Source organism: Kaistia geumhonensis, assembly GCF_030815145.1.
In the GTDB taxonomy this organism is placed as follows: Bacteria; Pseudomonadota; Alphaproteobacteria; order Rhizobiales; family Kaistiaceae; genus Kaistia; species Kaistia geumhonensis.
The window spans coordinates 2,463,653-2,485,108 of the sequence record NZ_JAUSWJ010000001.1; the positions used below are offsets into that span (position 1 = coordinate 2,463,653).

The following is a 21,456-nucleotide window of genomic DNA, read 5'->3' on the forward strand; positions in this document are numbered from 1 at the left end:
GATCATCCTTTCAAGGCTCCGCCGGCCAGTCCCGAAATGAACTGCCGTTGCATCAGGAGGTAGACGACGATCATCGGCGCCATGCCGATCGAGATCGCCGAGAAGAGAAGGGGGTAGTTGGTCTGGTATTCGCTGATGGCGAAGACCTGCATGCCGAGCGGCAGCGTCTGGATCGCCTTGTTCTGAAGGAAGACGAGGGCGAGGAAGAACTCGTTCCAGGCGCTGACGAACGTGAAGATCGCGACGGCGCCGATCGCCGGCCGCGACAGCGGCATGATGATGCGCCAGTAGATGCCGAAGCGGCTGCAGCCATCGAGACGCGCCGCCTCCGAGAGCGCCGCCGGTAGCTCGAGGAAGTAGTTGCGGAAAAGGACCAGCGCCAGTGGCATGGCCGCCGCGGTATAGGGCAGGATCACGCCGAGCCGCGTGTTGACGATCTGCAGGTTGATGGCGATCACGTAGAGCGGGATGATGTAGATCTGCACCGGGATCGTCAGCATCACCAGGACGCTGAGCAGGATCACGTTGCGGCCGCGGAAGCGGTAGGTGACGAGGCCGTAGGCCATCATCGAGGTGAGGGCGATGGTGAGCGCGACCGTGACCAGCGAGACGACCAGCGAGTTCAGAATGAGCACGCTCATGTTCGCCATCTGCCAGGCCTCGACATAGTTGCCGAAGGCGAAGCTCCGCGGCCAGCCGAGCGGATTGGCGAGGAAATCGCCGTCGGTCTTCAGCGAGTTGCCGAGGAAGACGAGGATCGGGAAGATCACCCCGGCCGCCGCCATCACCAGGATGATGAAGCGTACGAGATTGAGGTGCCAGGGCAGGACGCCACGCTTCTGGTAGCCGCGCGGCCGGCGGCGCGCTGTGGCGGGGGCGCTGCCTGCGGCTACGGCCGCCTGGCCATTTTCGGCGAGGGTCATCGCGCGCCGTCCTCGTCTTCGGGGCGTCTCGAAAAGCGCATCACGAGGATCGAGACGATGGCGATGATGGCGAGCAGCACCGTCGCCTGCGTCGAGGCGTAGCCGAGGCGATGGAACTGGAAGGCCTGCAGATAGACCTGCATCATCGCCACCTGGGTCGAGCCGAACGGGCCGCCCTGCGTCATCACATAGATGAGGTCGAAGACGCTGAAGGCACCGAGGGTCGCGATGACGACATTGGTGGCGGTGTACCGCGAAAGCAGTGGCAGCGTGATGTGGAAGAGCCGCTGCGTGGCCGAGGCGCCGTCGACGGAGGCGGCCTCCTGCAGTTCGCGCGGCAGCGCCTGCAGCCCCGCGAGGTAGATGACCATGTGGAAGCCGGTCCACTTCCAGATGTCGACGACGACGATCGACCACAGCGCGAAGCGCGGATCGCCAAGCCAGTCCCGCACCAGGAAGGTGAGGCCGAGCCGGGTCAGCAGCTGGTTGATGGCGCCGTAGTCATACTGGAACATGAAGCCCCAGATGACGCCGATGGCCACGAAGGAGAGGATGACCGGCAGGAAGAAGATCGTGCGAAAGATGTTCTGCCCGACAAAGGCGCTGTTGAGCGCCAGCGCCAGTGCGAGCGACAGCACCAGCTTGCCGATAACCGTCGCAACCGCGAACCAGACATTGTTGACGATCGAGGCCCAGTAGTCGGCATCGGCGATGAGGGTGCGGAAATTGGCGAGACCGATGAATTTCAGTCCCTCGCCGCTGCCCGGCGCCCCCGCCGTGAAGCTCATGGCGAGCTGGAGGATGATGGGCAGATGAACGAAGACGAAGAAGACGAGGAGGCCCGGGCCGATCCAGAGAAGCGGCGCGCCCTTTTCGAGGAGGAGGGAGGTCGGCGGGAACGCGGCGGCGGATGCCGCGACGCGCCCTTGATCGGCCCGGGCCATCGGTGTGTTCCTGATGTAGGGGGCTTACTTGAACGCGTAGCCTTCGCCGACCAGACGATCGAGCGTCGCCTGCGCCTTCTCGGCCACCTGCGCGCCGGTCTGCTGTCCCGCGACGCCGGCCTGGATGCCTTCCTGGAACACGCGCGTGATTTCCGGCGGCCAGTTCCAGTCGAGATAGGTGACGAGCCCGTCCGAAAGCTGGATCAGCTTGGCGACGACTGGCGTGTCGCTGCCCTTCACGGCAGTATTGACCGGCACCGTGCCGCTATTGACCTTGACGACCTCGGCATTCGCCTCGTTGCTGGTCAGCGCATTCACGAGCGCCAGCGCCGCGGCCCTGCGGTCTCCCTCGACCTTGGCCGGAACGCCAAGCACCGCCGCCGGTCCGCCGGGGAACTGCGAGCGGACATCGCCGCCGACGAGGTTCGGCATCAGCATCACGTCGAGATCGACGCCTTCCGGCTTCGCCGAGAGAATCTGCTGGATCAGCCCGTCATGCTGCAGGAAGAAGGCGGCCTTGCCCGAGGCGAATTCCGCGACGGCATTCGGCGTATCCAGCGAGAACACCGAGCGGGTCACGAGCTCGTCCTTGCCGAAGCGGAAGACGAGGTCGAGGCCGTCCACGACGTCCTGGTCGGTGAACTTGCCCTTGCCGGTGAGGATCTCGATCGTCCGCTCGATCGAGCGGTTCTTCGAGGTCTGGGCGAAGGTCGTGAAGAACCAGACCGGCCACAGATAGATGTTCTTGCCGGGATGGGTAAAGGTCTTGATGCCCTCCGCCTTCAGCTTGTCGCGGATGGCGAGGAAATCGTCGTAGCTCTTCGGTTCGGAGAGCCCGTTCTTCTCGAGCAAAGCACGGTTGTAGAAGATCGGGAACCCGCCATACCAGCCATAGGGGACGCCGAACTGCTTTCCGTCCACCACGCCGGTGGCGAGCGCGGCGGGCGCGAAGCGGGCGGTGTCGCCGACGAGGCCGTCGAGCGGTCCAAGCGTCCCGTCGACCGCATAGCGGCGCAGGTCCTGGCCGTTCAGCATCAGCATGTCGACCGGCTCGCCGGCGGCGAGCGAGGCCGTCAGCAGCGCGACGAAGCGCTCCGACGGATATTCCGTGGTCTTGATGGTGATGCCGGGATTGGCGGCTTCGAAGGCGGCGAGAATCGCTCTGTAGGCCTGGTCGGGCGGCGTGCGCTGCAGGCTGACGATGTTGAGATCACCCTTATAGGCGAGCGGCTCTGCGGCGCCGGCCTGGCGGGCGAGGAACGGAGACAAGGCAGCGCCGGCGAGTGCCGCACTGCCGACGAGATAGCTACGGCGGGTTATCCTCAAGGTCACGGGTTTCCTCCCTTGGCGTTTCTGGCATTTCCTCGATGCGAGCGGTTTTCCGCTTCTTTCCCGGGCGCTGCCCGGTCTCGGCCGGCTGCTGCCGGCAAGGTCCTGTCGACTGGCGGGCCATCAGCGTCGCCGCCAGCCAGACATTGCGATCGGAAGCCGGCTCCGATGGTCCGGCTGCCAGCTGCTCGATCAGGGCGGTCATCGCGGCGGCGCCCATGTCGTAAAGCGGCTGCGAGACCGTGGTGATCGACGGCTGGAATACGCGCGCGAACGGGATGTCGTCGTAGCCGACGACCGACACGTCGTCCGGGACGCGGCGGCCGTTGCCCTGCAGCCAGGCGATGGCGCCCATGGCCGCGAGATCGTTGGCGGCGATGATCGCCGTCGGCGCGTCGTCCATCGCCATCAATTGCTCGGCACCCCTGCTGCCGCATTCCATGTCGAAGCCCCCCGGCACGATCAGCGCCGGATCAAGGGGGCGGCCCAGCGTCGCGAAAGCGGTCTGGAAATCGCTGATGCGCTCGCGGCTGACGATCATGCCCTCGGGCGGCGCGATGATGCCGATGCGCCGGTGGCCGAGATCGAGAAGATGCTGCGCGGTGGCAAGCACGGCGGCACGGGCATCGACCATGATCGAGGTGACGGGCATGCCCTGGCGATGCTCGCCGAACAGGACGATCGGCACGTTGCGGCGCGCCAGCGCCAGAATCTGGCGTTCGATCTCGGGGCTCGATTCCATGATGCCCGGCGCGGCGATCAGGCCGGAGGCATGGTTGGCGCGGATGAAGCCGAGATAGTCGAGCGCCTTCTGCTCTTCATAATCGTCGTTGCAGAGAAAGAGGCCATGACCGGAGCGCCGCGCGACATCCTCGACGCCCCGTACCAGTTCGGGAAAGAACGGGTTGGTGATCGAAGGGATGATCACGCCGATCATCGGATTGCGATAGCCGCGCAGCGTGCGCGCATGCTGGTTTGGCTGATAGTCGAGCTCCTGCATCACGGCCCGCACGCGGCGCCGGGTCTCGTCCGAAATGCCGGCCCGATCGTTCACCACCGCAGATACGGTCTGGATCGACACGCCGCAAGCGCGGGCGATGTCGGCCATGGTGGAACTGACGGGCTGCTTCGGCATGGAGACCTGCATGAACGTTCATATGATGCTTCACATGAACGTTCATGCGAGTCAACGGGGTTGTTTCCGTTGCTGCGCATTCAGCCGACTGCGCATCGAACGCGGGAGTTTCCTTCTCCCCCTCGCCTGGCTTCGGGCGCTGCGCGAGGCGATTGCCGATCGGCAGCGACATCGACATCGATGAGGAAGCGAGATTGGCCGCCTGGCCCAGGATCCGTTCAGCGAACAACTGCTGCCCGGCTCCACACTCGATCGCTTGTCCGAGACGGACCCGCATCACTGCCGCGGTCGACCGCGAGGATTTCTCAGATCGAAGGTGCCGGGACCGGCTGTTCGTCCACCCGGTTCCGGCCTGACGGCGACCGCGAGCAGGCCTTGGACCGTCAGGAGATCGAGAGAATCTCGAGTTCGTCCTTGCCGAGCTGGACAACGTCGCCGACGCGTTTCCCGAGCAGGGCGAGGGCTACGGGCGAACCATGCGATATCGAGCCATGGGACGGGTCGGCCTCGTCCTCGCCGACGATCTTGAAGGTCTGCTTGCGGCCATCGTCACGCTCGAAGGTGACGGTGTGACCGAAGGCGATCACGTCATTCGAAATCGGAGGAGGCGACACCTGCGCCGTGCGAACCCGTTCGGCATAGTAGCGCATGTCGCGAACGGGAAGCGCCGACTGCCGCCGCCTCTCATTGACGTCCTCCAGCGCGTCGGCCGCCTCGAAAGCCTGTCGCGCCCGCGCCAGTTCATCCTGCAGCAGACGGAGGCCGGCCTCTGTGACGAGGTTGATGCGATCGGAGATCGGACGCGCGGGCAGGATCGTTTCCGACGCGGCCTCGGCGCTTTCCTCTTTGACAAACGCGACGCTCACGGGATCGATCTCCTGTCCGGGGCCTTGGGGACTCGATTAATCGATAGTCCGGGATAAGGCTGCACGAAAATCGGTGGCTTCGGCACATGCCCGGTGTCCGGCCTTGTCCGCGAGCGGAGGGCCGCTCACGGAGCGCGATCCGGCTAGGCATGGGGCCGCGGGAAGTCCGGCGGCGTCACGCTGCCGAACAGCCGGTGAAGCTCGGCGACGGCCTCGATCATGGCTCTGGCTATCCGGGCCTCGTTGTCCCTCATGACCGCCAGCGTCCCGACGCAGTCACAAATATAGGCGATCGTGCCGGTCGCATCGAAGACCGGCATGGCGATCGCCATCACGCCCTCGGTGAACTCCTCCAGACTACGGGCATAGCCGCGCCGGCGCGTGGCGACCAGCTCGGCCCGCGCCGCCGAGGGCTCGACGATCGTATGCTGTGTGTATCGCTTGATCGTCTCGCGGCGGAACCAGTCGTCGATCTCGTGTTCGGTTCGCCAGGCGAGGTTGGCGCGCATATGGGCCGTTGCGTCCGGCGGCAGGCGGTAGCCCATCGGGTAGGATATCTCGACGTTCCGCGAGGCGCTGACGCTGTCCATGATGAGAAAGCTGCCATCGGGTAGCGGGCGCGACAGCACGCTGGCGATACCCGCAATGCCCGACAGCCGCACGAGGACAGGGCGCATCGCCTCCACGGAAAGCTGGGTCTTCAGCGCGCTGGAGAGATCGCGCATCACGCCCGCATGCAGTCGGTAGCGCTTGCTGATGCCGTCGAAGATCAGCCAGTCGTGGCGACACAGAGTCTTCAGGATGCCGTGGCAGTGGCTCTTGGTCGTCTCCGTGTCGCGCGCGATCTCGGCAAGGCTGAGCCCTCCCTCGACGCGGTTGAGGAGGGTCATGATCCGGATGGCCTTGTCCACGGCGGGCACGACGGGCCCCGGCTCCCGCTGCCCGCCGGCGTCCGGCAGCGCCTCCAATACCCAGTGATCGTCGATGGGCTTCAGACGCTCATAGAGCTGGTCTGATGGCCCGACGTCTCCGCTCTTGCTCTTCATCACAACGGCTCCAATTCGCCGCTTCATTCTATATGAAGAACGATCGGAAGCGCAACGGACGGCAGGCCCTTCGTCGTACACGCTAGTCCGACCGCGAAGCATCCAATTTTTGGGCCCATTTTCCGCCGTTTGCTCAAAATTTCACCGCCATCAACGGCTTGCATTCAAAAGAGACATCATTCATCATCCAGAACATAATTCTTCTAATAGAACGCAGGGGCAACATGGACCATTTCGCTGCCAACCGCCGCTCCTTCCTCGCCGGGCTCGGGATTTCGGCTGCCGGGCTCGCCTTCGGCGGCGCGCTTCTGCCGCGTCGCGGCTTCGCCGCCGAGGGCGGCAAGCCGGAGGTCACCTCGCTCGAGATCATCAGCGTTCGCGATCCGCAGCATTCGGCGCAGCTCGCCCTCGCCAAGGAGCTGGGCTACTTCAGCGACGAAGGCCTCGACGTCACGCTGAACTACACCGTCAACGGCCCGGACCTGCCGAGCCTCGCCGCCAGCGGCAAGGTCCAGGTGCTCTCCTCGGCATTGGAGCAGGTCGCCGCGCTGCGCGAAAAGGGCCTCGACTTCAAGTGGGTCATGAAGCTCTCGGACATCTCGAACACGCAGGGCGTGGTGATCGGAAACAATTCCGGCATCGAGAAGCCGGCCGACTTCGCCGGAAAGCGCATCGGCATGTACAAGGGCGCCGCCGTCGAGCTCGCCATCCTCAACATGACCAAGGCCTACGGGATCGACTTCGGCAGCCTCCAGTTCATCAACATGGAGCCGCCGGAGCAGGCGCTCGCGCTGATGCGGGGCGACATCGACGTCATGGCGTGCTGGGAGCCTTATGTCAGCAACGCGGCCAAGATGGGCGGCCGCCCCTACTTCACCGGCAGCCGTTCCTATGTCGACGGCGCCGATGATCCGAAGGCGGTTAACTGGCTGAACCTCGCCACCGGCCTGACGACGACGGGCGACTTCATCAAATCCTCGCCGAACACGCTCGCGGCGCTGATGCGGGCGGTGCTCAAGGCCAACGACCTCCTCGCGACGGATGTCAACGCGGCGGTCGACCCGATCGCCCGCAATCTCGGCATCCCGAAGGACGGGCTCGCCGACATCCTCAGCAAGAACGAATATGACACGGTCATCGATGCGCGGCTGATGGACGGCTACCCGGTCTACCAGGACTGGGCGATCTCGCGTGGCTATCTCACCACCGGCGCTCCGATGAGCGAACTGCTCGATCTGTCCCTCCTGAGGCAGGTCAAGCCCGACGCGGTCAAGATCTGACGCGAAACGCACGCGCGCTGGCCAACAGCCGGAATCACATGTCGAAGAGTGTCAGCTTTCAGAACGTCTCCAAGACGTTTCCGCCTCGCCGCGGCGCGCCCGCCAACACGGTTCTCGCCGGCTTCACCCATGAGGTGGCGTCCGGCGAGTTCCTCTGCCTGCTCGGCCCGAGCGGTTGCGGGAAATCGACGGCCCTCAATCTCGTCGCGGGGTTCGCGGCCCCGACGGAAGGTCGCGTGCTCGTCGGCGGCGAACCGGTGCGCGGCCCCGGCCCGGATCGCGGGATCGTATTCCAGCAATATGCGCTGTTCCCCTGGTACACGGTCCGCCGCAATGTCGAACTCGGCCTCGAGGCGAAAGGCGCGGACCGCGCGACCCGCGATTCCGTGACCGAGCGCATGCTGCGTGCGGTCGGCCTCTGGCAGCATCGCGACAAGTTCCCGAAGGAGCTGTCGGGCGGGATGAAGCAGCGCGCCGCCATCGCCCGCACGCTGGCCGCCGACCCCCAGGTCATCCTGATGGACGAGCCCTTCGCCGCGCTCGATGCCCAGACGCGCGAGCATCTGCAGCAGGAGTTGCTGACGATCTGGGAGGGCCTGCGGAAGACGGTGATCTTCGTCACCCACTCCGTTCAGGAGGCCGTGCTGCTCGCCGACCGGATCGTCGTCCTGGGCCGCGATCACGGCAACATCGTCGCCGACCTCGCAAGCCCGCTCGGCCGCCCGCGCGACCGGCTGAGCGACGCCGTCGTTGCCTTCGAGCGCGACGTCTATGGTTGGCTCAAGCATGCGGAGACGCAATCCGGCGAGAGGGCTGCGTCATGACCGACACAGCGAGCTCCGGGCCCTTGCGAGGAGATGTCATGCCGAGACCAGCCGAGAACGGAGCGGGCCGGTCCGATCTGGGCGGGCGGGGGCTGCTGCGCCTCCGCCGCATTGCCTCGGTCGTTCCGCGCAAGGTCGTCACCCTCGTCGTCCTCGTGCTGCTCTGGCAACTCGCGGCCAGTCTCAACGACCATTTCCGCCTCTATAACGCGATCCTGGTCCCCTCCCCGCTCCGCATCGCCGCGGCCGGGTGGGACCTCGTCGCCTCGGGCGAGTTGCTCGTGCATGTCTTTGCCTCTCTGGCACGCGTGGCGGGCGGCATGGGCGTCGCCATCCCGCTCGGCGTCGTCTGTGCCTTCCTCGTGACCAGCAGTCGCGCGGCCGACACGGTGCTCGATCCGGTGATCGAGGCGCTGCGGCCCGTGCCCAGCCTCGCCCTCCTGCCGATCTTCATCGTCTGGTTCGGCATCGGCGAGACGACCAAGGTCGTCTTCATCGCCTACAGCGCCTTCTTCATCATCTTCGTCTCGACCGCCGAAGGCATCCGCAACATCGACCCCATCCTCTTCCAGGCGGCGGGCAGCCTCGGCATGAGCCGCTGGCAGACCTATCGGCATGTCACCTTCAGGGCCGCGCTGCCGCAGATCATGGTCGGCATCCGAATCGCGCTCGCCACCGCCTGGTTCCTGATCGTCGGCGCGGAATTCCTCGCCGCCAACGAGGGTCTCGGCTTCCTGATCAACTTCTCGCGCGTCTGGTTCCAGATCGACCGCATGCTGTTCGCGGCGGCCGTCATCGGGCTGCTCGGTCTTGCCAGCAACTATCTGCTCCTTGCCCTCGAGGCGCGGATGTTCGCCTGGCAGGAACGGCGCGGCTAGACGCCTGCCGCCTCATTCCCAATCGAAAGGCAATCCGTCATGACCGCCAATCCGCGGCTGTTCGATTTCGGCGATGTTCCCGGCCCCGGGCCGCGTCGCAACCTTGTCGGCTATGGCCGCAAGGGCTTGAAGGTGCGGTGGCCCAACGGAGCGAAGGCGGCGCTCGCCATCGTGCTCAACTACGAGTCCGGCGCCGAGGCGTCGTGGCCATCGGGCGATCGGCGCAACGACCGCATCTTCGAATTTCCCTATTCCCTCGATCCACGCTTTCGCGATCTCGCGCAGGAATCGGTGGCCGAATTCGGAAGCCGGGCCGGCGTCTGGCGCCTCGCCCGCATGCTCGACGAGCTCGGCGTGCGCTGCACCTTCTCGGGCTGCGCGGTCGCCTATGCCCGCAATCCCGAGGTAGGCGCCTATATCCGCGAGGCGGGACACGAAGGCGCGTCGCACGGCTATCGCTGGGAAGAGGTCTGGAACCTCTCGCGGCAGGAGGAAAAGGAAAGGATCGCCGCGGCCGTCGAGATCATCCGCGAGAGTTGCGGCGAACGCCCGATCGGCTGGCAGACCCGCCACAGCGGTTCGCTCGCGACCCGCGAGCTTCTCGTCGAGGAGGGCGGCTTCCTCTACGACTGCGACTCGACCGCCGACGACCTCCCCTACTACGTCGAGGTGCTCGGCAAGCGGCACCTGATCGTGCCCTACAGCAGCACCTACAACGACCACCGGTTCATCATCGCGCAGGGCTATTCGAAGCCGCAGGACTTCTTCGACTATTGCCGCGACGGCATCGACTATCTGCGCCGCGAGGGCGAAACGCGGCCGAAGATGATGACCATCGGCATCCATGCCCACTGGATGGGCCAGGCCGCACGCACCGCCGCCCTGCACCGGTTCATCGAGTATGTCCTCTCGCTCGGCGACGTCTGGATCGCGCGCCGACGCGACATCGCCGAATGGTTCACGGCCAATCACGACAGCTTCGTCCAGGAGACCGAGCGCGAGGCGGGCCAAGCGTGAGCGGCCAGGTTCTGCGGGATGGAACTCATCCCTTGAGAGTTCTCGTTACCGGCCATAGCGGATTCGTCGGCCGAAGGGCGGTCGCCGCGCTTCGCGCCGCCGGCCACGATGTGCGCGGCCTCGAGACGGAGGCGGGCGAGCCGGTCGATCTCATCGACGCGGAGGCCGTGCGCGCGGCCTTCGCCCGAACTCGTCCCGAGCGTGTCCTCCATCTCGGTGCGGTGTCGGGTCCGATGCTTCTTGCGGATCGGCCGGACCTCGTGCTTCGCATCAATGGCGAGGGAACGGCGACGGTGCTGGAGGCCGCGCGGGCGGTCGGCGCGGCGCGCGTCGTCTTCGCCTCCTCCGTCGCGGCGCATGCCGCGCCTTCCGGCGATGATCCGGATCCCTTGACGCTCTACGGGGCCACGAAGCGCTTCGGCGAGATGCTGGCCCGTCTCGCCGAAAGGAACGGCAATCTCGAGGTTCCCATCGTCAGGATCGGCTCTGTCTTCGGCAGTGGCCGGCAGACCGACAACCCCATTCACGCCATGGTCCACATGGCGCTGCGCGACCGCGTCGTCCGGTACGCGGAGAGGGTCATGGAGCCGTTTATAGAGGCTGGCGACTGCGCTGCGGCACTTGCCGGCATCACGGTCGCCGACGGGACGCGCCCCGCCTATGACGCGATCGCCTACCGCGCGAGCGAGAGCGAGGTCGCCGCGCTCGTCGCACGCGCGACCGGCGCGCGGCTCGAGAGAGTCGCTTCAAGCGATCCCGCGCCGATCTACAGCCGCCGGTTCGATGCGTCGGGCCTGCTCGAAGACGCTGCGCTGCCGGGCTTTCTGCCGATGGATGTCGCGATCAACAACCTCGTCGCCGCCATCCGGCGCGACGCCAACATCCTCGTGTAGGGAGCGTTCGATGGGTCAGCTCGACGGAAAGGTTGCACTGATCACCGGAGGCGGCGGCGGCATCGGCGGCGCGATTGCCAGACTGTTCGCAAGCGAGGGAGCGCGTCTCTGCCTCGCCGATCGGAAGGCCGACGCGCTGCATGCCGTGACCGCCACGCTTGGTCTTGCCGATGACAGGCTCCTCACCGCCGCATGCGACGTCGCCGACGAGGCCGAGATGGCGCGCCTCGTCGCGGGCTGCGAGGCCCGGTTCGGCGGGATCGACATCCTCGTCAACAGCAGCGGCGCCATTACGGAGCGCGCGCTGGCCGATATGCCGCTGCCCGAATGGAACGCGATCCTCGCCGCCAATCTGACGGCGGTGTTCGTCGCGTGCCGGTCGGTGCTGCCGATGATGGAGCGCCGGGGTGGCGGCCGCATCATCAACATCGCCAGCCAGATCGGCCAGAAGGGGGCGCCCCGCTTCAGCCACTACGCAGCCGCCAAGGCTGGGGTCATCGCGCTGACCAAATCGCTCGCGAAGGAAGTCGCCCGCAGCAACATCCTCGTGAACGCCATCGCGCCGGGGCCCGTCCTGACTGCATTCAACGCCGGCCTCGCCCCGGAAACGCTTGCCGCCACGGCGGCGCTGCTGCCGCTCGGCCGAGCGGCCGAGCCGTTCGAGATCGCTCCGACCGCGCTGCTCCTTGCGAGTTCTCCGGGCGGCGATGTCTATGTCGGCCAGACCCTCGGTCCCAACTCGGGCGACGTCATGCTGTAGCAGCGGTCGCCGAACCTTCGGTCAGGATCCAAGCCCGAGGCGACGCGGGGCGCCTGGCATGGGGTGCAAATACCCTCGGCCGGGATGTGGCAGGTCGCCCGCAGTATCGCATGAAACTGGCTCTTCCAGTCGTTTCTGTCCCTCAATTCGACCCGGTGGACTCATATACCGGACTTGCGCTCGATCCTGCAGTCCGGGCCCTCCCGTCAGGCGGTACTCTCGAAAGACGCCTGCCGGCGAGGAGGAAACAACAATGCCCGCATACCACATCAAGAACGTCACCATCTTCGACGCCATCGACGATCGCCCCTATCAGGGCGAAGTGCTTGTGGATGGCAACCGGATCACGAAGGTGGCGCGGCAGGATGCCATCACTGCCGAGGACGGCGCCGAGGTGATCGACGGAGGGGGCAGGTTCCTCATGCCGGGCATGGTCGAGGGCCACTGCCATCTTTCCTTCGTCGGGCCGGCGCGCAACCAGGACCTCGGCGAGATTCCGCCGGAAGAGCATCTGCTGCGCACCATGCGCAATGCGACCTTCATTCTCGATCACGGCTTCACCTCCTGCTATTCCGCGGCGAGCGCCAAATTGAGAATCGACGTGGTCGTCCGCCAGGAGATCGAGGACGGCTATCTGAAAGGCCCTCGCTACAAGGCGGCCGGTCCGGAGATAACCGTCACCGGCGGGCTGGGCGACGAGCGCAAGCAGCATTCAAGCTTCGAGAGCTTCGGCATGATTGCCGACGGCGTCGACGAGATCTCCCGGGCGGTACGGATCTGCTGCCGCGAAGGCGTCGACAACGTGAAGTTCAACGTGTCGGGCGACGAATTCGTCGGCCATGCCCGCGCCGAAATCATCTCGATGACACAGGAAGAACTGAGCCAGGGCGTGCGCATCGCGCATGATTGGGGCAAGCGCGTCGCCTGCCACAGCCGCGCGGCCGAGTCGGTGAAGCGCGCCGTCCGGGCCGGGGTGGACTGCATCTATCATTGCGACTTCGCCGATGAGGAGGCGCTCGACATGCTCGAGGCCGCCAAGGACCGCGTCATCGTCGGTCCGGCCTTCGGCCTGGTGCACAACTCGGTCTTCGAGGGCGATGTCGTCGGGCTGACGCGCGAGGTCGCCGAGCGGATGGGACTGCCGCGCAAGCTCGAGCACACGATTGCGACCTATCACGAGATGCGCCGGCGCGGCATGCGCGTCGTCGTCGGCGGCGACTACGGCTTCACGATCACGCCGATGGGCCAGAACGCGCGGGATATCGGACATTTCGTCAAGTTCTTCGGCTATTCGCCTGCGGAAGCCCTGAAATGCGCCACTGCGGTGGGGGGTGACTTGATGGGTCACAGGGGTGAACTCGGCGTCATCCGGCCCGGCGCGCTCGCTGACCTCCTGCTGGTTGATGGCGATCCGCTTGCCGACCAGTCCGTTCTCGTCGGTCCCGCGCACTTCACCATGATCATGAAGGACGGGGAAATGCATCGCGATCCGCGCAGCCAGCCCGCGAGGCAGCACCGCTTCACCGCGGCATAGCGGAAGATCGGGCGGCCGAGCCCGCCATGTCAGGAAGGCTGCACGGCGTCCATCAGCGCCTCGCCGAGTCGTGCCGCCACCTTTCTGGCCAGCGCCAGCGTCTCCTCGACCGCGCGGTCGTCGAGCTGACGGCCTGTCAGCAGCCGCAGTCGCGCGACTTCTTGCCCGCCTGGCGCCGCGACGGACACCAGCAAGGTCGACAGGCCCGGCAGGTCGCGGCGAAACCAGGGCGCCGACCAGGTCTGCAGGTTGGTATAGGTTGCGCCGTCGCTCGCCTCCAGCACCACGGTGGCGTCGGCTTCGTCCCGCAGCCAGGAGAGCAGGGCCTGCGCCGTCTCGTAAAGAGGGCCGAGGCCGAACGCGGCATAGCCGAATGCGCCGGCGGTGGGGCCGAGCGCATAGCGTCCATCGGTGGTTCGCGTGACGAAGCCGCGTGCCTCCATGCGTCGGACCACGTCGAAGCCGGTCGAGCGCCGGAGCTGGCAGACAGCGATGAGTTCATTGATGCTCATCGACTGGCCCTCGCCAAGCTCTGCCAGAATACGGCTGAAAGCGGCCAGACCCGCAGCCTCGGCAACGCTCACCGGCGGCCTCCGCGGCGCGTCATGCGCCCACATCCTGCCGCGATGCGGCCGAGCGATTTCTAAGGTTGCCGGGATAGTTCACGCGGAACGCCTCTGGGGTGTAGGTCGGCCCGAGCCCTGTCCCGAAGACCAGATCGTCGGGCATGTCCCAGCGCACACGCTGGTCGGCCCAGACGACGTGTCCATCCGGTACGTTGCCTCCCCGTGTCGCGACCAGTCGGGACCACACATCGAGATAGGCCGGCACCGCGGCGCCACGCAGCGCCGCCATGAGCACGGAAAAGGCGCGGATGCCCATGGCCGGCGGATAGTCCACCGATGCGAGCGGCACGCGCGAGCCGACGGCCAGCTTGTAGGAGAGGTTGATGTCGCCTCCCGTATGGGGCGGGATGCGGCCGACGTCGAACTTGGCGTCAAGGAATGCGGCAATGGAGCCGACGCTGTTGAGGCCGCTGTCGCACCAGACGCCGGCGATGCCGGAGCCGAAGCGCTCGATGGCAGCGGCGGTCGCCACATAGGCGGCATCACGATCGAAATTGGTCGCATCCGTCGTGACGACCTGGATATCGGGATAGGACGACAGGACCCTCCGGGCGGCGGCGTCGCGGCTCTGGCTGGCTTCCGCGTCGACATGCCCCCACAGCATCAGCACACGGCCGCGGCCTTTGATGCGGTGGGCCAGCCATTCCGCCGTGACCTGCCCGATCGCGCAGTTGTTGGAGGTGACGAAGCTGGTGCAGGCCATGTCGGGCACGCCGCCGCGATCAACCAGCACCACCGGCTTCCCCGCAGCGATCAGCTCTTCGGTGAGCGGTGCCAGCCGGCGCGGCGAGACAGCGCTGACCAGAACGCCGTCGGCGCCGTCGGCGACCATCTGGCGAATCTGCTCTTCCTGAAGCCGCGCGTCGTCATTGGCGTGCATCACCGTCACGGCATCGAGATCCTCGAAGTGGCGCGATGCCGCGAATTCGATGCTGTGCACCAGCGCAACCTGCCAGGCATTGGTGAGGCCGCGATTGGCGAAGCCGATGCGGAAGCGCCTGCGGCGCTTGATGCGGGCTGGACGCGCGAGCGGCGGAGGTTCGGCCGGCAAGGCGCCGGGCAGCGCAGGCGCATGCTCGCCGAAAAGAGCACGCTGGCGCTTCTCTTCGTTCTCCTGCGCGACCTTGTGGGCCTTCAGCATGGTCCGGGCCAGCGTGCCGGGCGCGATGCCATCCCGCCCGCACCGCACGATGCCGTAGCGCTCCATCAGCCGCGTGAGGCGATAGAAGCTCGCACGGGGAACGCCCAGCTGCGCCGCGAGCTCGACACCCGAGCCGCGACCATGCTTCACCAATGCCGCCATCAGATCCATGGCGGCGTCAACACCGTTGCGCTGACTGCTCATCCGCTCCTCCCAGAACCGTGAGCAACTGGACTTCAGGCCGCCTGACACCGCATGTCAATGCGCGCGGCCGCGTTTCGCACAATGATCAGGAAGGGACCGGCACCGTCTGACCACCCGTGTCGAACAGGTGCAGCCTCGCAGGATCGAAGGCGAGGCCGACGGGCTGGTCGATGGCGATGCCGGTGTCGTTGCCAACGATCCGCACGGTGAGCACGCCGACATCCGGCACGGCGACATAGGCGAAGGTGTCGGAACCGAGCCGTTCGACCACGTCGACCCGGCCCTCGATATCGCCCTGGCCGGGCGGTGTAACGGCGATGCTCTCCGGCCGCGCGCCGAGATGGGCCAGCCTCGCCGGAGGCGGCGCGGCGAGGCGGACCTTGCCGCCGGGAACGCTGATCGCGCTGCCATCGGCCGAGGCGGGCATCACGTTCATCTTCGGCGAGCCGATGAACTGCGCAACGAACAGGTTGGCGGGCCGCTCATAGAGCTCCATCGGCGAACCCACCTGCTGGATGACGCCACCGTCGAGCACGACGATCTTGTCGGCGAGCGTCATCGCCTCGACCTGGTCATGCGTGACATAGATCATCGTCGCGGCAAGCCGACGATGCAGCTTTGCGATCTCGACGCGCATGTCGACCCTGAGCGCCGCATCGAGATTGCTGAGCGGCTCGTCGAACAGGAAGGCGACTGGCTCGCGCACGATGGCACGCCCGATGGCGACGCGCTGACGCTGGCCGCCGGAGAGCGCGCGCGGCTTGCGCGCCATATAGGGCTCGAGCTTCAGAATGGCGGCGGCAGCATCGACCCGGCGATCGATCTCGTCCCTTGGCAGCCGCGCCACCTCCAGGCCGAAGCTCATGTTCTGGCGCACCGTCTTGGTCGGATAGAGCGCGTAGGACTGGAACACCATCGAAAGCGCGCGCTCGGCCGGGCCGCGATCCGTGACGTCGATCCCGTCGATCAGGATCTGTCCGCCCGTGGTCTCCTCCAGGCCCGCGATGAGGCGCAGCAGGGTCGACTTGCCACTGCCGGATGGGCCGACAAAGATGACGAACTCCCCGTCGCCGATGGTCAGATCGACGCCTTTGATGATCGAGACCGACCCGAAGGATTTGGTGACGCCGGTAAGCGTGATGACAGCCATGGAAAACCCCTCACGCCTTGACCGAGCCGGCGCTGAGACCGCCCTGCCAGAAGCGCTGCATGATCAGGAATGCGAGAATGACCGGCAGGATCGAGACCAGTGACCCGGCCATCACGACGGTAAAGAGCAGATTGCCGCCGCTGCCGGTCGTCGCCGAGGCGTACCAGATGGCGAGGCCCACCGTGACCGGGAAGTGATCCGAGGTCGACATGACCACCAGCGGCAGGAAGTAATTGTTCCAGGCAGCGACGAAGGCGAGAATGAAGACGGTCGCGAATCCCGGCATCAGCAGCTTGAAGGTCAGTCCCGAGAGAATATGAAGCTCGCCCGCGCCGTCGACGCGGCCGGCATCGATGATCTCGTCCGAGACGGCCTCCTCCACATAGACGCGCATCAGGAACACGCCGGGCGGGAACACGAGGGAAGGCAGAATGAATGCGAGCGGCGTATTCAGGAGCCCCACCTTCGAGAACAGCAGATAGAGCGGAATGACGAGCGCCGTCTGCGGGATCATGACGGCGCCGAGCACCAGCGCGAACAGCAGCCGCTTGCCCGCAAAATTGTATTTGGCGAAGGCATAGCCGGCGAGCAGCGCAAAGAAGGCAGCCCCCACCGCAGAGGTCAGGGAGTAGAAGAACGTATTTCCAAGCCAGCGCAGGAAGATTCCGTCCTGGATACTGAAAAGGTCGACGAGGTTCTCCCGGAGATGGAAATCATCCGAAAACCAGAGACCGAAGGTCCCGAACAGATCGGCATTGGTCTTGGTTGAGGCGGTGACGACATAGAAGATCGGGATCAGCGTGTAGACGAGGTAGATGCAGAGGATGGCGGTGAGCACCCATCGACTGCGCCGGAATCTCGCGGACCGGACGGTGTTGCCCACGATGCCCATCAGCGCGCCCCGCGATTGCTGGCGAGCATGAAGGCATAGGAGAACACGGCAACGACAGCGCCGAGCATGAAGGATATCGCCGCCGAATAATTGTATTGCTGAGCCGTGAAAGCGAGCGTGTACGCATAGTAATTCGGCGTGAAGTGGCTGTTTATGACGCTCCGAGCGAGATTGGTGATGAGATAAGGCTCGCTGAATAGCTGAAGCGTCCCGATGATCGAGAATATGACGGTGACGACGATCATAGGGACGATCATTGGCAGCTTGATGCGCACCGCATAGGTGAACGCATTGGCGCCGTCCATCTTCGAGGCCTCCTCGAGATCGGTCGGGATCGCCTGCAGCGCCGCGAAATAGATGATCATGTTGTAGCCGGTGTATTCCCAGATCGTGATATTGGCGATCGAGCCCAGAATCGAACCTTCCGAGAAGAAGTCCGGCTTCGGCAGCGACAGGAAGGTGGCGATCTGGGAGAGCGGGCCGTAGGCGGGGCCGTAGAGATAGCCCCACATCAGCGTCGCGATGACGGCCGGCACGGCGTAGGGCAGGAAGAACGCCACGCGGAAGAGCCCCCGTGCATAGACGAGGCCGCTGTCGAGGATCAGCGCAAAGGCGAGCGCCAGCGACAGCATGATCGGCATCTGGATGAAGCCGAAGCGCACCAGCAGCCAGACCCCCGACCAGAACTTCGGATCGACGAAGGCGCGGGCGTAGTTGTCGAAACCGACAAAGCGCGTGCCGCCGACCATCGCCGTCTTGTAGAGGCTGAGATTGAAGGCATAGATCATCGGCACGATCAGGAAGGCGACGAACACCAGCATGAACGGCAGAAGCAGGACATAAGGCGCCATCTTCTTGCCGATGATGACCCGCGGCCGATGCCCGGCGAGGGAACGTGTCACTCTTGGTTCTCCCGTGACCCTGAGTGTCAGGCCCGGGACAAGCGATCGCATGCCCCGGGGGCCGACCTCATTTCACCGTGTAGCCCTGGTCGCCGGCATAGGCGACGACGGCATCCTGGATGCGGTCGAAGGCATCGGCGAGCGTGCCGCGACCGGCGATCGCCTGCGCGAAATTGTCTTCGATCTGCAGGTTCACGTAATCCTGGAACGGGGCGAACTCGAAACTCGGATCCACCTGACTGAGGGCTTCGGCGAAGACTTCGTTGACCGGCTGGCCACCATAGAAGTCGTATTTGTGCCCCATCAGAACCTTGTCATCGACGAGTTCGGTCAGCACCGGGAACAGGAAGACGTCGGTCAACCAGAAGCGGGCCACCTCCGGATCGGCCGACATGAAGGCGGCGAAATCGGTCGCGGCCTTGAGGTTGGGTGTGGTCGTGAACGCGGAGAAGACGGTGCCGCCCCAGTTGGACGCCACCTTGCCGCCCTTCTGCCATTGCGGCATCGGCGCGGCGCGCCATTTCCCGAAGCTCTTCTTCATCGCCTGTTCCATCAGGACCGGCGCCCAGGCGGCCGTCACCCAGGAGGCGTAGGTGCCGTTGTCGAGTGCTGCAAACCACTCGGTCGTCCAGGCAGGCTTGGTGTCGACCGCCTTGGCGTCGATCAGCGCCTGCCAGTAGTTGGCCCAGTTCTTCGCGATGTCGTCGTTGATGCGGATTTCGATTTCCGTTCCGTTGGTCCGGAACGGCCGCCAGCCGGCCTGCCAGAGCACCGCCGCCGTCCAGCCGGGATCGACACCGAAATTGGCGAGATAGGTCCCCGGCGCCGCCTTGGCCAGCTTCTTCGCCTGCTCGGCGAAGTCCTCCCAGGTCTCGGGCACGGCAATTCCGTACCGGTCGAGCACATCGGCATGATAGAGCAGCGCCATCGGCCCACTGTTCCACGGCAAGCCGAAGACCTTGCCGCCGTCGCTCACGGCCGCCCAAGTCCAGTCCATGTATTGATCGCCGAAGCCCGCCGGCAGGTTCGGCGACAGGTCGGCGAGCGAATTCAGCGCGCGAAAGCTCGGGATCGAGTTGAACTCGATCAGCGCCACATCCGGCAGGCCGGTTCCTGCTGTGATGGCGTTGCGCAACTTCACGTAATGTGGTGCACCCTGACCGACATTCTCGACGACGACTTCCACATTCGGATTCTTCTTCATGTAGAGGTCGGCCATTTCCTGCGTCCTGGGCGTCCAGGCCCAGACCGTCAGCTTGACCTTTTCTTCGGCGCGCGCGGGCGACGCCACGCCACCCGCCGCAGCGGCAACTCCGAGCGCAGCGCTGCCTTGCAGCAGCTGGCGGCGGTTCAAGCGGGAAAACCCAGGACCATTCGACTTTTGGTTCGTCAAGGGACAGCTCCAGAACAGGGGGAAGCGAACCCCGCCGCCCCCCGGGGAGGAGCGTCGGGGCGGCGGGGCGAGCCGATCCGGGCCATGCATGCCCGGGTGCCGTCATGTCATCACCCGCGCCCGATGGGCGGCGAGGCCATGCGGCGGCGGCTCAGGTCACCTCGAATCCCTGGTCCTGGGCATAGGTGACGACGGTGTCCTGGATCCGGTCGAAGGCCTCTGCCAGCGTGCCTTTGCCGCTGACCGCCGCAGCGAAGTTGTCCTCGATCTGCGAGTTCACATAGTCCTGGAACGGAGAGAACTCGAAGCTTGGATCAACCTCGGCCTCGGACGCGGCGAAGATCTCGTTGACGGCCTGTCCACCATAGAAGTCGTATTTGTGACCCATGAGATCCTTGTCGGAGAGGAGCGATTTCAACACCGGGAACAGATAGGCCTCGGTGTTCCACTTCCGGGACACCTCAGGATCGGTGGTCAGGAAGACCGCCAGATCGGCCGCTTCCTTGGGATGGGGCGTCGTCGTGAAGGCTGCGAAGGTCGAGCCGCCCCAGTTTGACGTCACCTTGCCGCCCTTTTCCCACTGCGGCATCGGCGCGGCGCGCCACTTGCCGAAGCTCTTCTTCATCGCCTGCTGCATCAGCACCGGCGCCCATCCGGCCGTGACCCAGGCCGCATAGGTGCCGTCGTCGAACGCGGCGAACCATTCGCTCGTCCAGCCGGGCTTGGTGTCGACCGCCTTGGCGTCGATCAGCTTCTGCCAGTAGTTCGCCCACTTCTTGGCGACGTCGTCGTTGATCCGGATCTGGATCTTGCTGCCGTCGGTCTTGAACGGCCGCCAGCCGGCTTGCCAGAGCACGGCCGCCGTCCAGCCGGAGTCATTCGCGAAGTCGGTCAGGTAGGTGCCGGGCGCGTCCTTGGCGAGCTTCATTGCCTGCTCGGAGAACTCGTCCCACGTCTCAGCGGGCTTGAGGCCGTGCTTCTCGTACACGTCGGCACGATAGAGCGTGGCCATCGGGCCGGAATCCCATGGCAAGCCGTAGACGGCATCGCCATTGCTGACGGCGCTCCAGGTCCAGTCGACGAACTCGCCCTTGACCGCATTGGCGCCGTCTTTGCCGATATCGGCGAGCGCATTCAGCGCGCGGAAACTCGGGATCGAGTTGAACTCGATCTGGCCGAGATCGGGCAGACCCGTCCCCGCCGTGATGGCGTTGCGAAGCTTCACATAGTGCGGTGCGCCCTGGCCGACATTCTCGACCACCACCTCGACGTTCGGATTCTTCCTGGAATAGAGATTTGCAAGCTCCTGCGTCTTGGGCGTCCAGGCCCAGATGGTGAGCTTGATCTTCTCCTGGGCAAGAGCCTGCGGCGCCAGTCCGCCCATCGCAGCAGCTGCCCCGAGCGCCGCGCCACCCTGCAACACCTGACGGCGGCTCGGGCCCGGTCGGCGATGCGCCTCGATAATGTCTTTCGCCATAGTGTCTCCTCCTGAGCACATCGGCCTGGCCGGCGAAGTCACTCCCGCCTTGCGCCGTGGGCCGCGCTGTCTATGGCATCAGGAGAGCGCGCAAGGTCAAAGCCCCCGGGGCCGCATCTTGATGGCCCTGATCCACATTCTGGATTTCGACGCAGGATTGTCCGGCGAGCGGCCGGCGCGGCTGGCAAAGCGTGTTCGGCCACTCGGTCGGGAGCCTGCCGCCGCCAGGCGTCGGGAGCGTC

General features: G+C 65.5%; 20 protein-coding genes. 7 read left to right on the forward strand and 13 right to left on the reverse strand.

From position 1 onward, the window contains the following. Positions 1 to 2: 2 nt before the first annotated feature. The 6 genes from QO015_RS11710 to QO015_RS11735 all read right to left on the reverse strand — a co-directional run bounded on the left by QO015_RS11710 (position 3) and on the right by QO015_RS11735 (position 6,243). A complete protein-coding gene (locus QO015_RS11710) occupies positions 3 to 923 on the reverse strand; it encodes a carbohydrate ABC transporter permease (protein WP_266279253.1) in 921 nt (306 codons plus the stop codon). Then, entirely contained in the window at positions 920 to 1,867 is a 948-nt protein-coding gene (locus QO015_RS11715; RefSeq protein ID WP_266279252.1) for a carbohydrate ABC transporter permease, read from the reverse strand. The genes QO015_RS11710 and QO015_RS11715 overlap by 4 nt, the downstream gene beginning before the upstream one ends. A 24-nt stretch (positions 1,868 to 1,891) precedes the next feature. Further along, complete coding sequence (locus tag QO015_RS11720) at positions 1,892 to 3,199, reverse strand: ABC transporter substrate-binding protein (protein WP_266279250.1); 1,308 nt, start codon at positions 3,197 to 3,199, stop codon at positions 1,892 to 1,894. After that, the gene (locus tag QO015_RS11725; protein WP_266279249.1) at positions 3,174 to 4,331 is read right to left on the reverse strand and encodes a LacI family DNA-binding transcriptional regulator; all 1,158 of its coding nucleotides are present in this window, start codon (positions 4,329 to 4,331) and stop codon (positions 3,174 to 3,176) included. Before QO015_RS11725 ends, QO015_RS11720 begins: the two co-directional genes overlap by 26 nt. 383 nt (positions 4,332 to 4,714) lie before the next feature. Then, a complete protein-coding gene (greA, locus tag QO015_RS11730; protein ID WP_266279248.1) occupies positions 4,715 to 5,197 on the reverse strand; it encodes a transcription elongation factor GreA in 483 nt (160 codons plus the stop codon). A gap of 143 nt (positions 5,198 to 5,340) precedes the next feature. Then, on the reverse strand, positions 5,341 to 6,243 hold the full coding sequence (locus QO015_RS11735) for an IclR family transcriptional regulator (protein ID WP_266279247.1): 903 nt from the start codon (positions 6,241 to 6,243) through the stop codon (positions 5,341 to 5,343). A gap of 224 nt (positions 6,244 to 6,467) precedes the next feature. Here QO015_RS11735 and QO015_RS11740 point away from each other — a divergent pair, with 224 nt between their 5' ends. The 7 genes from QO015_RS11740 to QO015_RS11770 all read left to right on the forward strand — a co-directional run bounded on the left by QO015_RS11740 (position 6,468) and on the right by QO015_RS11770 (position 13,429). Beyond that, entirely contained in the window at positions 6,468 to 7,523 is a 1,056-nt protein-coding gene (locus QO015_RS11740; protein WP_266279246.1) for an ABC transporter substrate-binding protein, read from the forward strand. 38 nt (positions 7,524 to 7,561) lie between these two features. After that, a complete protein-coding gene (locus QO015_RS11745) occupies positions 7,562 to 8,347 on the forward strand; it encodes an ABC transporter ATP-binding protein (RefSeq protein WP_266279244.1) in 786 nt (261 codons plus the stop codon). A gap of 38 nt (positions 8,348 to 8,385) precedes the next feature. After that, on the forward strand, positions 8,386 to 9,225 hold the full coding sequence (locus tag QO015_RS11750) for an ABC transporter permease (RefSeq protein WP_266279243.1): 840 nt from the start codon (positions 8,386 to 8,388) through the stop codon (positions 9,223 to 9,225). 39 nt (positions 9,226 to 9,264) lie between these two features. Then, the gene (locus QO015_RS11755; RefSeq protein WP_266279242.1) at positions 9,265 to 10,242 is read left to right on the forward strand and encodes a polysaccharide deacetylase family protein; all 978 of its coding nucleotides are present in this window, start codon (positions 9,265 to 9,267) and stop codon (positions 10,240 to 10,242) included. Positions 10,243 to 10,274: 32 nt separating this feature from the next. Next, the gene (locus QO015_RS11760) at positions 10,275 to 11,135 is read left to right on the forward strand and encodes an NAD-dependent epimerase/dehydratase family protein (RefSeq protein WP_266279240.1); all 861 of its coding nucleotides are present in this window, start codon (positions 10,275 to 10,277) and stop codon (positions 11,133 to 11,135) included. 10 nt (positions 11,136 to 11,145) lie between these two features. After that, positions 11,146 to 11,895: an SDR family NAD(P)-dependent oxidoreductase gene (locus QO015_RS11765; protein WP_266279239.1), complete on the forward strand. Its 750-nt coding sequence runs from the start codon at positions 11,146 to 11,148 to the stop codon at positions 11,893 to 11,895. 253 nt (positions 11,896 to 12,148) lie between these two features. After that, positions 12,149 to 13,429, forward strand: coding sequence for a metal-dependent hydrolase family protein (locus QO015_RS11770; protein ID WP_266279238.1), 1,281 nt, complete (start codon positions 12,149 to 12,151; stop codon positions 13,427 to 13,429). A gap of 29 nt (positions 13,430 to 13,458) precedes the next feature. Here the strand turns inward: QO015_RS11770 and QO015_RS11775 are convergent, their stop codons facing one another. The 7 genes from QO015_RS11775 to QO015_RS11805 all read right to left on the reverse strand — a co-directional run bounded on the left by QO015_RS11775 (position 13,459) and on the right by QO015_RS11805 (position 21,214). Next, the gene (locus tag QO015_RS11775; protein WP_266279237.1) at positions 13,459 to 14,013 is read right to left on the reverse strand and encodes a MarR family transcriptional regulator; all 555 of its coding nucleotides are present in this window, start codon (positions 14,011 to 14,013) and stop codon (positions 13,459 to 13,461) included. A 19-nt stretch (positions 14,014 to 14,032) separates the two neighbouring features. Next, positions 14,033 to 15,400: a substrate-binding domain-containing protein gene (locus QO015_RS11780; RefSeq protein ID WP_266279236.1), complete on the reverse strand. Its 1,368-nt coding sequence runs from the start codon at positions 15,398 to 15,400 to the stop codon at positions 14,033 to 14,035. An 85-nt stretch (positions 15,401 to 15,485) separates the two neighbouring features. After that, positions 15,486 to 16,550: an ABC transporter ATP-binding protein gene (locus QO015_RS11785; RefSeq protein ID WP_266279235.1), complete on the reverse strand. Its 1,065-nt coding sequence runs from the start codon at positions 16,548 to 16,550 to the stop codon at positions 15,486 to 15,488. A 10-nt stretch (positions 16,551 to 16,560) separates the two neighbouring features. Then, positions 16,561 to 17,388 (reverse strand): carbohydrate ABC transporter permease, encoded by an 828-nt coding sequence (locus tag QO015_RS11790; protein WP_266279234.1) that lies wholly within the window; start codon positions 17,386 to 17,388, stop codon positions 16,561 to 16,563. A 53-nt stretch (positions 17,389 to 17,441) separates the two neighbouring features. After that, a complete protein-coding gene (locus QO015_RS11795; RefSeq protein WP_266279233.1) occupies positions 17,442 to 18,344 on the reverse strand; it encodes a carbohydrate ABC transporter permease in 903 nt (300 codons plus the stop codon). Between the two features lie 67 nt (positions 18,345 to 18,411). After that, positions 18,412 to 19,827, reverse strand: coding sequence for an ABC transporter substrate-binding protein (locus QO015_RS11800; protein WP_266279231.1), 1,416 nt, complete (start codon positions 19,825 to 19,827; stop codon positions 18,412 to 18,414). A 61-nt stretch (positions 19,828 to 19,888) separates the two neighbouring features. Beyond that, a complete protein-coding gene (locus tag QO015_RS11805) occupies positions 19,889 to 21,214 on the reverse strand; it encodes an ABC transporter substrate-binding protein (protein WP_266279230.1) in 1,326 nt (441 codons plus the stop codon). Positions 21,215 to 21,456: the final 242 nt, after the last annotated feature.

Excerpts from the sequence above, each read along its gene's own strand:
- QO015_RS11745 (WP_266279244.1), top strand. The coding sequence starts at position 7,562 with ATGTCGAAGAGTGTCAGCTTTCAGAACGTCTCCAAGACGTTTCCGCCT.
- QO015_RS11765 (WP_266279239.1), top strand. The coding sequence starts at position 11,146 with ATGGGTCAGCTCGACGGAAAGGTTGCACTGATCACCGGAGGCGGCGGC.
- QO015_RS11715 (WP_266279252.1), bottom strand. The coding sequence starts at position 1,867 with ATGGCCCGGGCCGATCAAGGGCGCGTCGCGGCATCCGCCGCCGCGTTC.
- QO015_RS11710 (WP_266279253.1), bottom strand. The coding sequence starts at position 923 with ATGACCCTCGCCGAAAATGGCCAGGCGGCCGTAGCCGCAGGCAGCGCC.
- QO015_RS11785 (WP_266279235.1), bottom strand. The coding sequence starts at position 16,550 with ATGGCTGTCATCACGCTTACCGGCGTCACCAAATCCTTCGGGTCGGTC.
- QO015_RS11800 (WP_266279231.1), bottom strand. The coding sequence starts at position 19,827 with ATGCATGGCCCGGATCGGCTCGCCCCGCCGCCCCGACGCTCCTCCCCG.
- QO015_RS11740 (WP_266279246.1), top strand. The coding sequence starts at position 6,468 with ATGGACCATTTCGCTGCCAACCGCCGCTCCTTCCTCGCCGGGCTCGGG.
- QO015_RS11805 (WP_266279230.1), bottom strand. The coding sequence starts at position 21,214 with ATGGCGAAAGACATTATCGAGGCGCATCGCCGACCGGGCCCGAGCCGC.
- QO015_RS11755 (WP_266279242.1), top strand. The coding sequence starts at position 9,265 with ATGACCGCCAATCCGCGGCTGTTCGATTTCGGCGATGTTCCCGGCCCC.
- QO015_RS11750 (WP_266279243.1), top strand. The coding sequence starts at position 8,386 with ATGCCGAGACCAGCCGAGAACGGAGCGGGCCGGTCCGATCTGGGCGGG.
- QO015_RS11770 (WP_266279238.1), top strand. The coding sequence starts at position 12,149 with ATGCCCGCATACCACATCAAGAACGTCACCATCTTCGACGCCATCGAC.
- QO015_RS11725 (WP_266279249.1), bottom strand. The coding sequence starts at position 4,331 with ATGCCGAAGCAGCCCGTCAGTTCCACCATGGCCGACATCGCCCGCGCT.
- QO015_RS11735 (WP_266279247.1), bottom strand. The coding sequence starts at position 6,243 with ATGAAGAGCAAGAGCGGAGACGTCGGGCCATCAGACCAGCTCTATGAG.
- QO015_RS11780 (WP_266279236.1), bottom strand. The coding sequence starts at position 15,400 with ATGAGCAGTCAGCGCAACGGTGTTGACGCCGCCATGGATCTGATGGCG.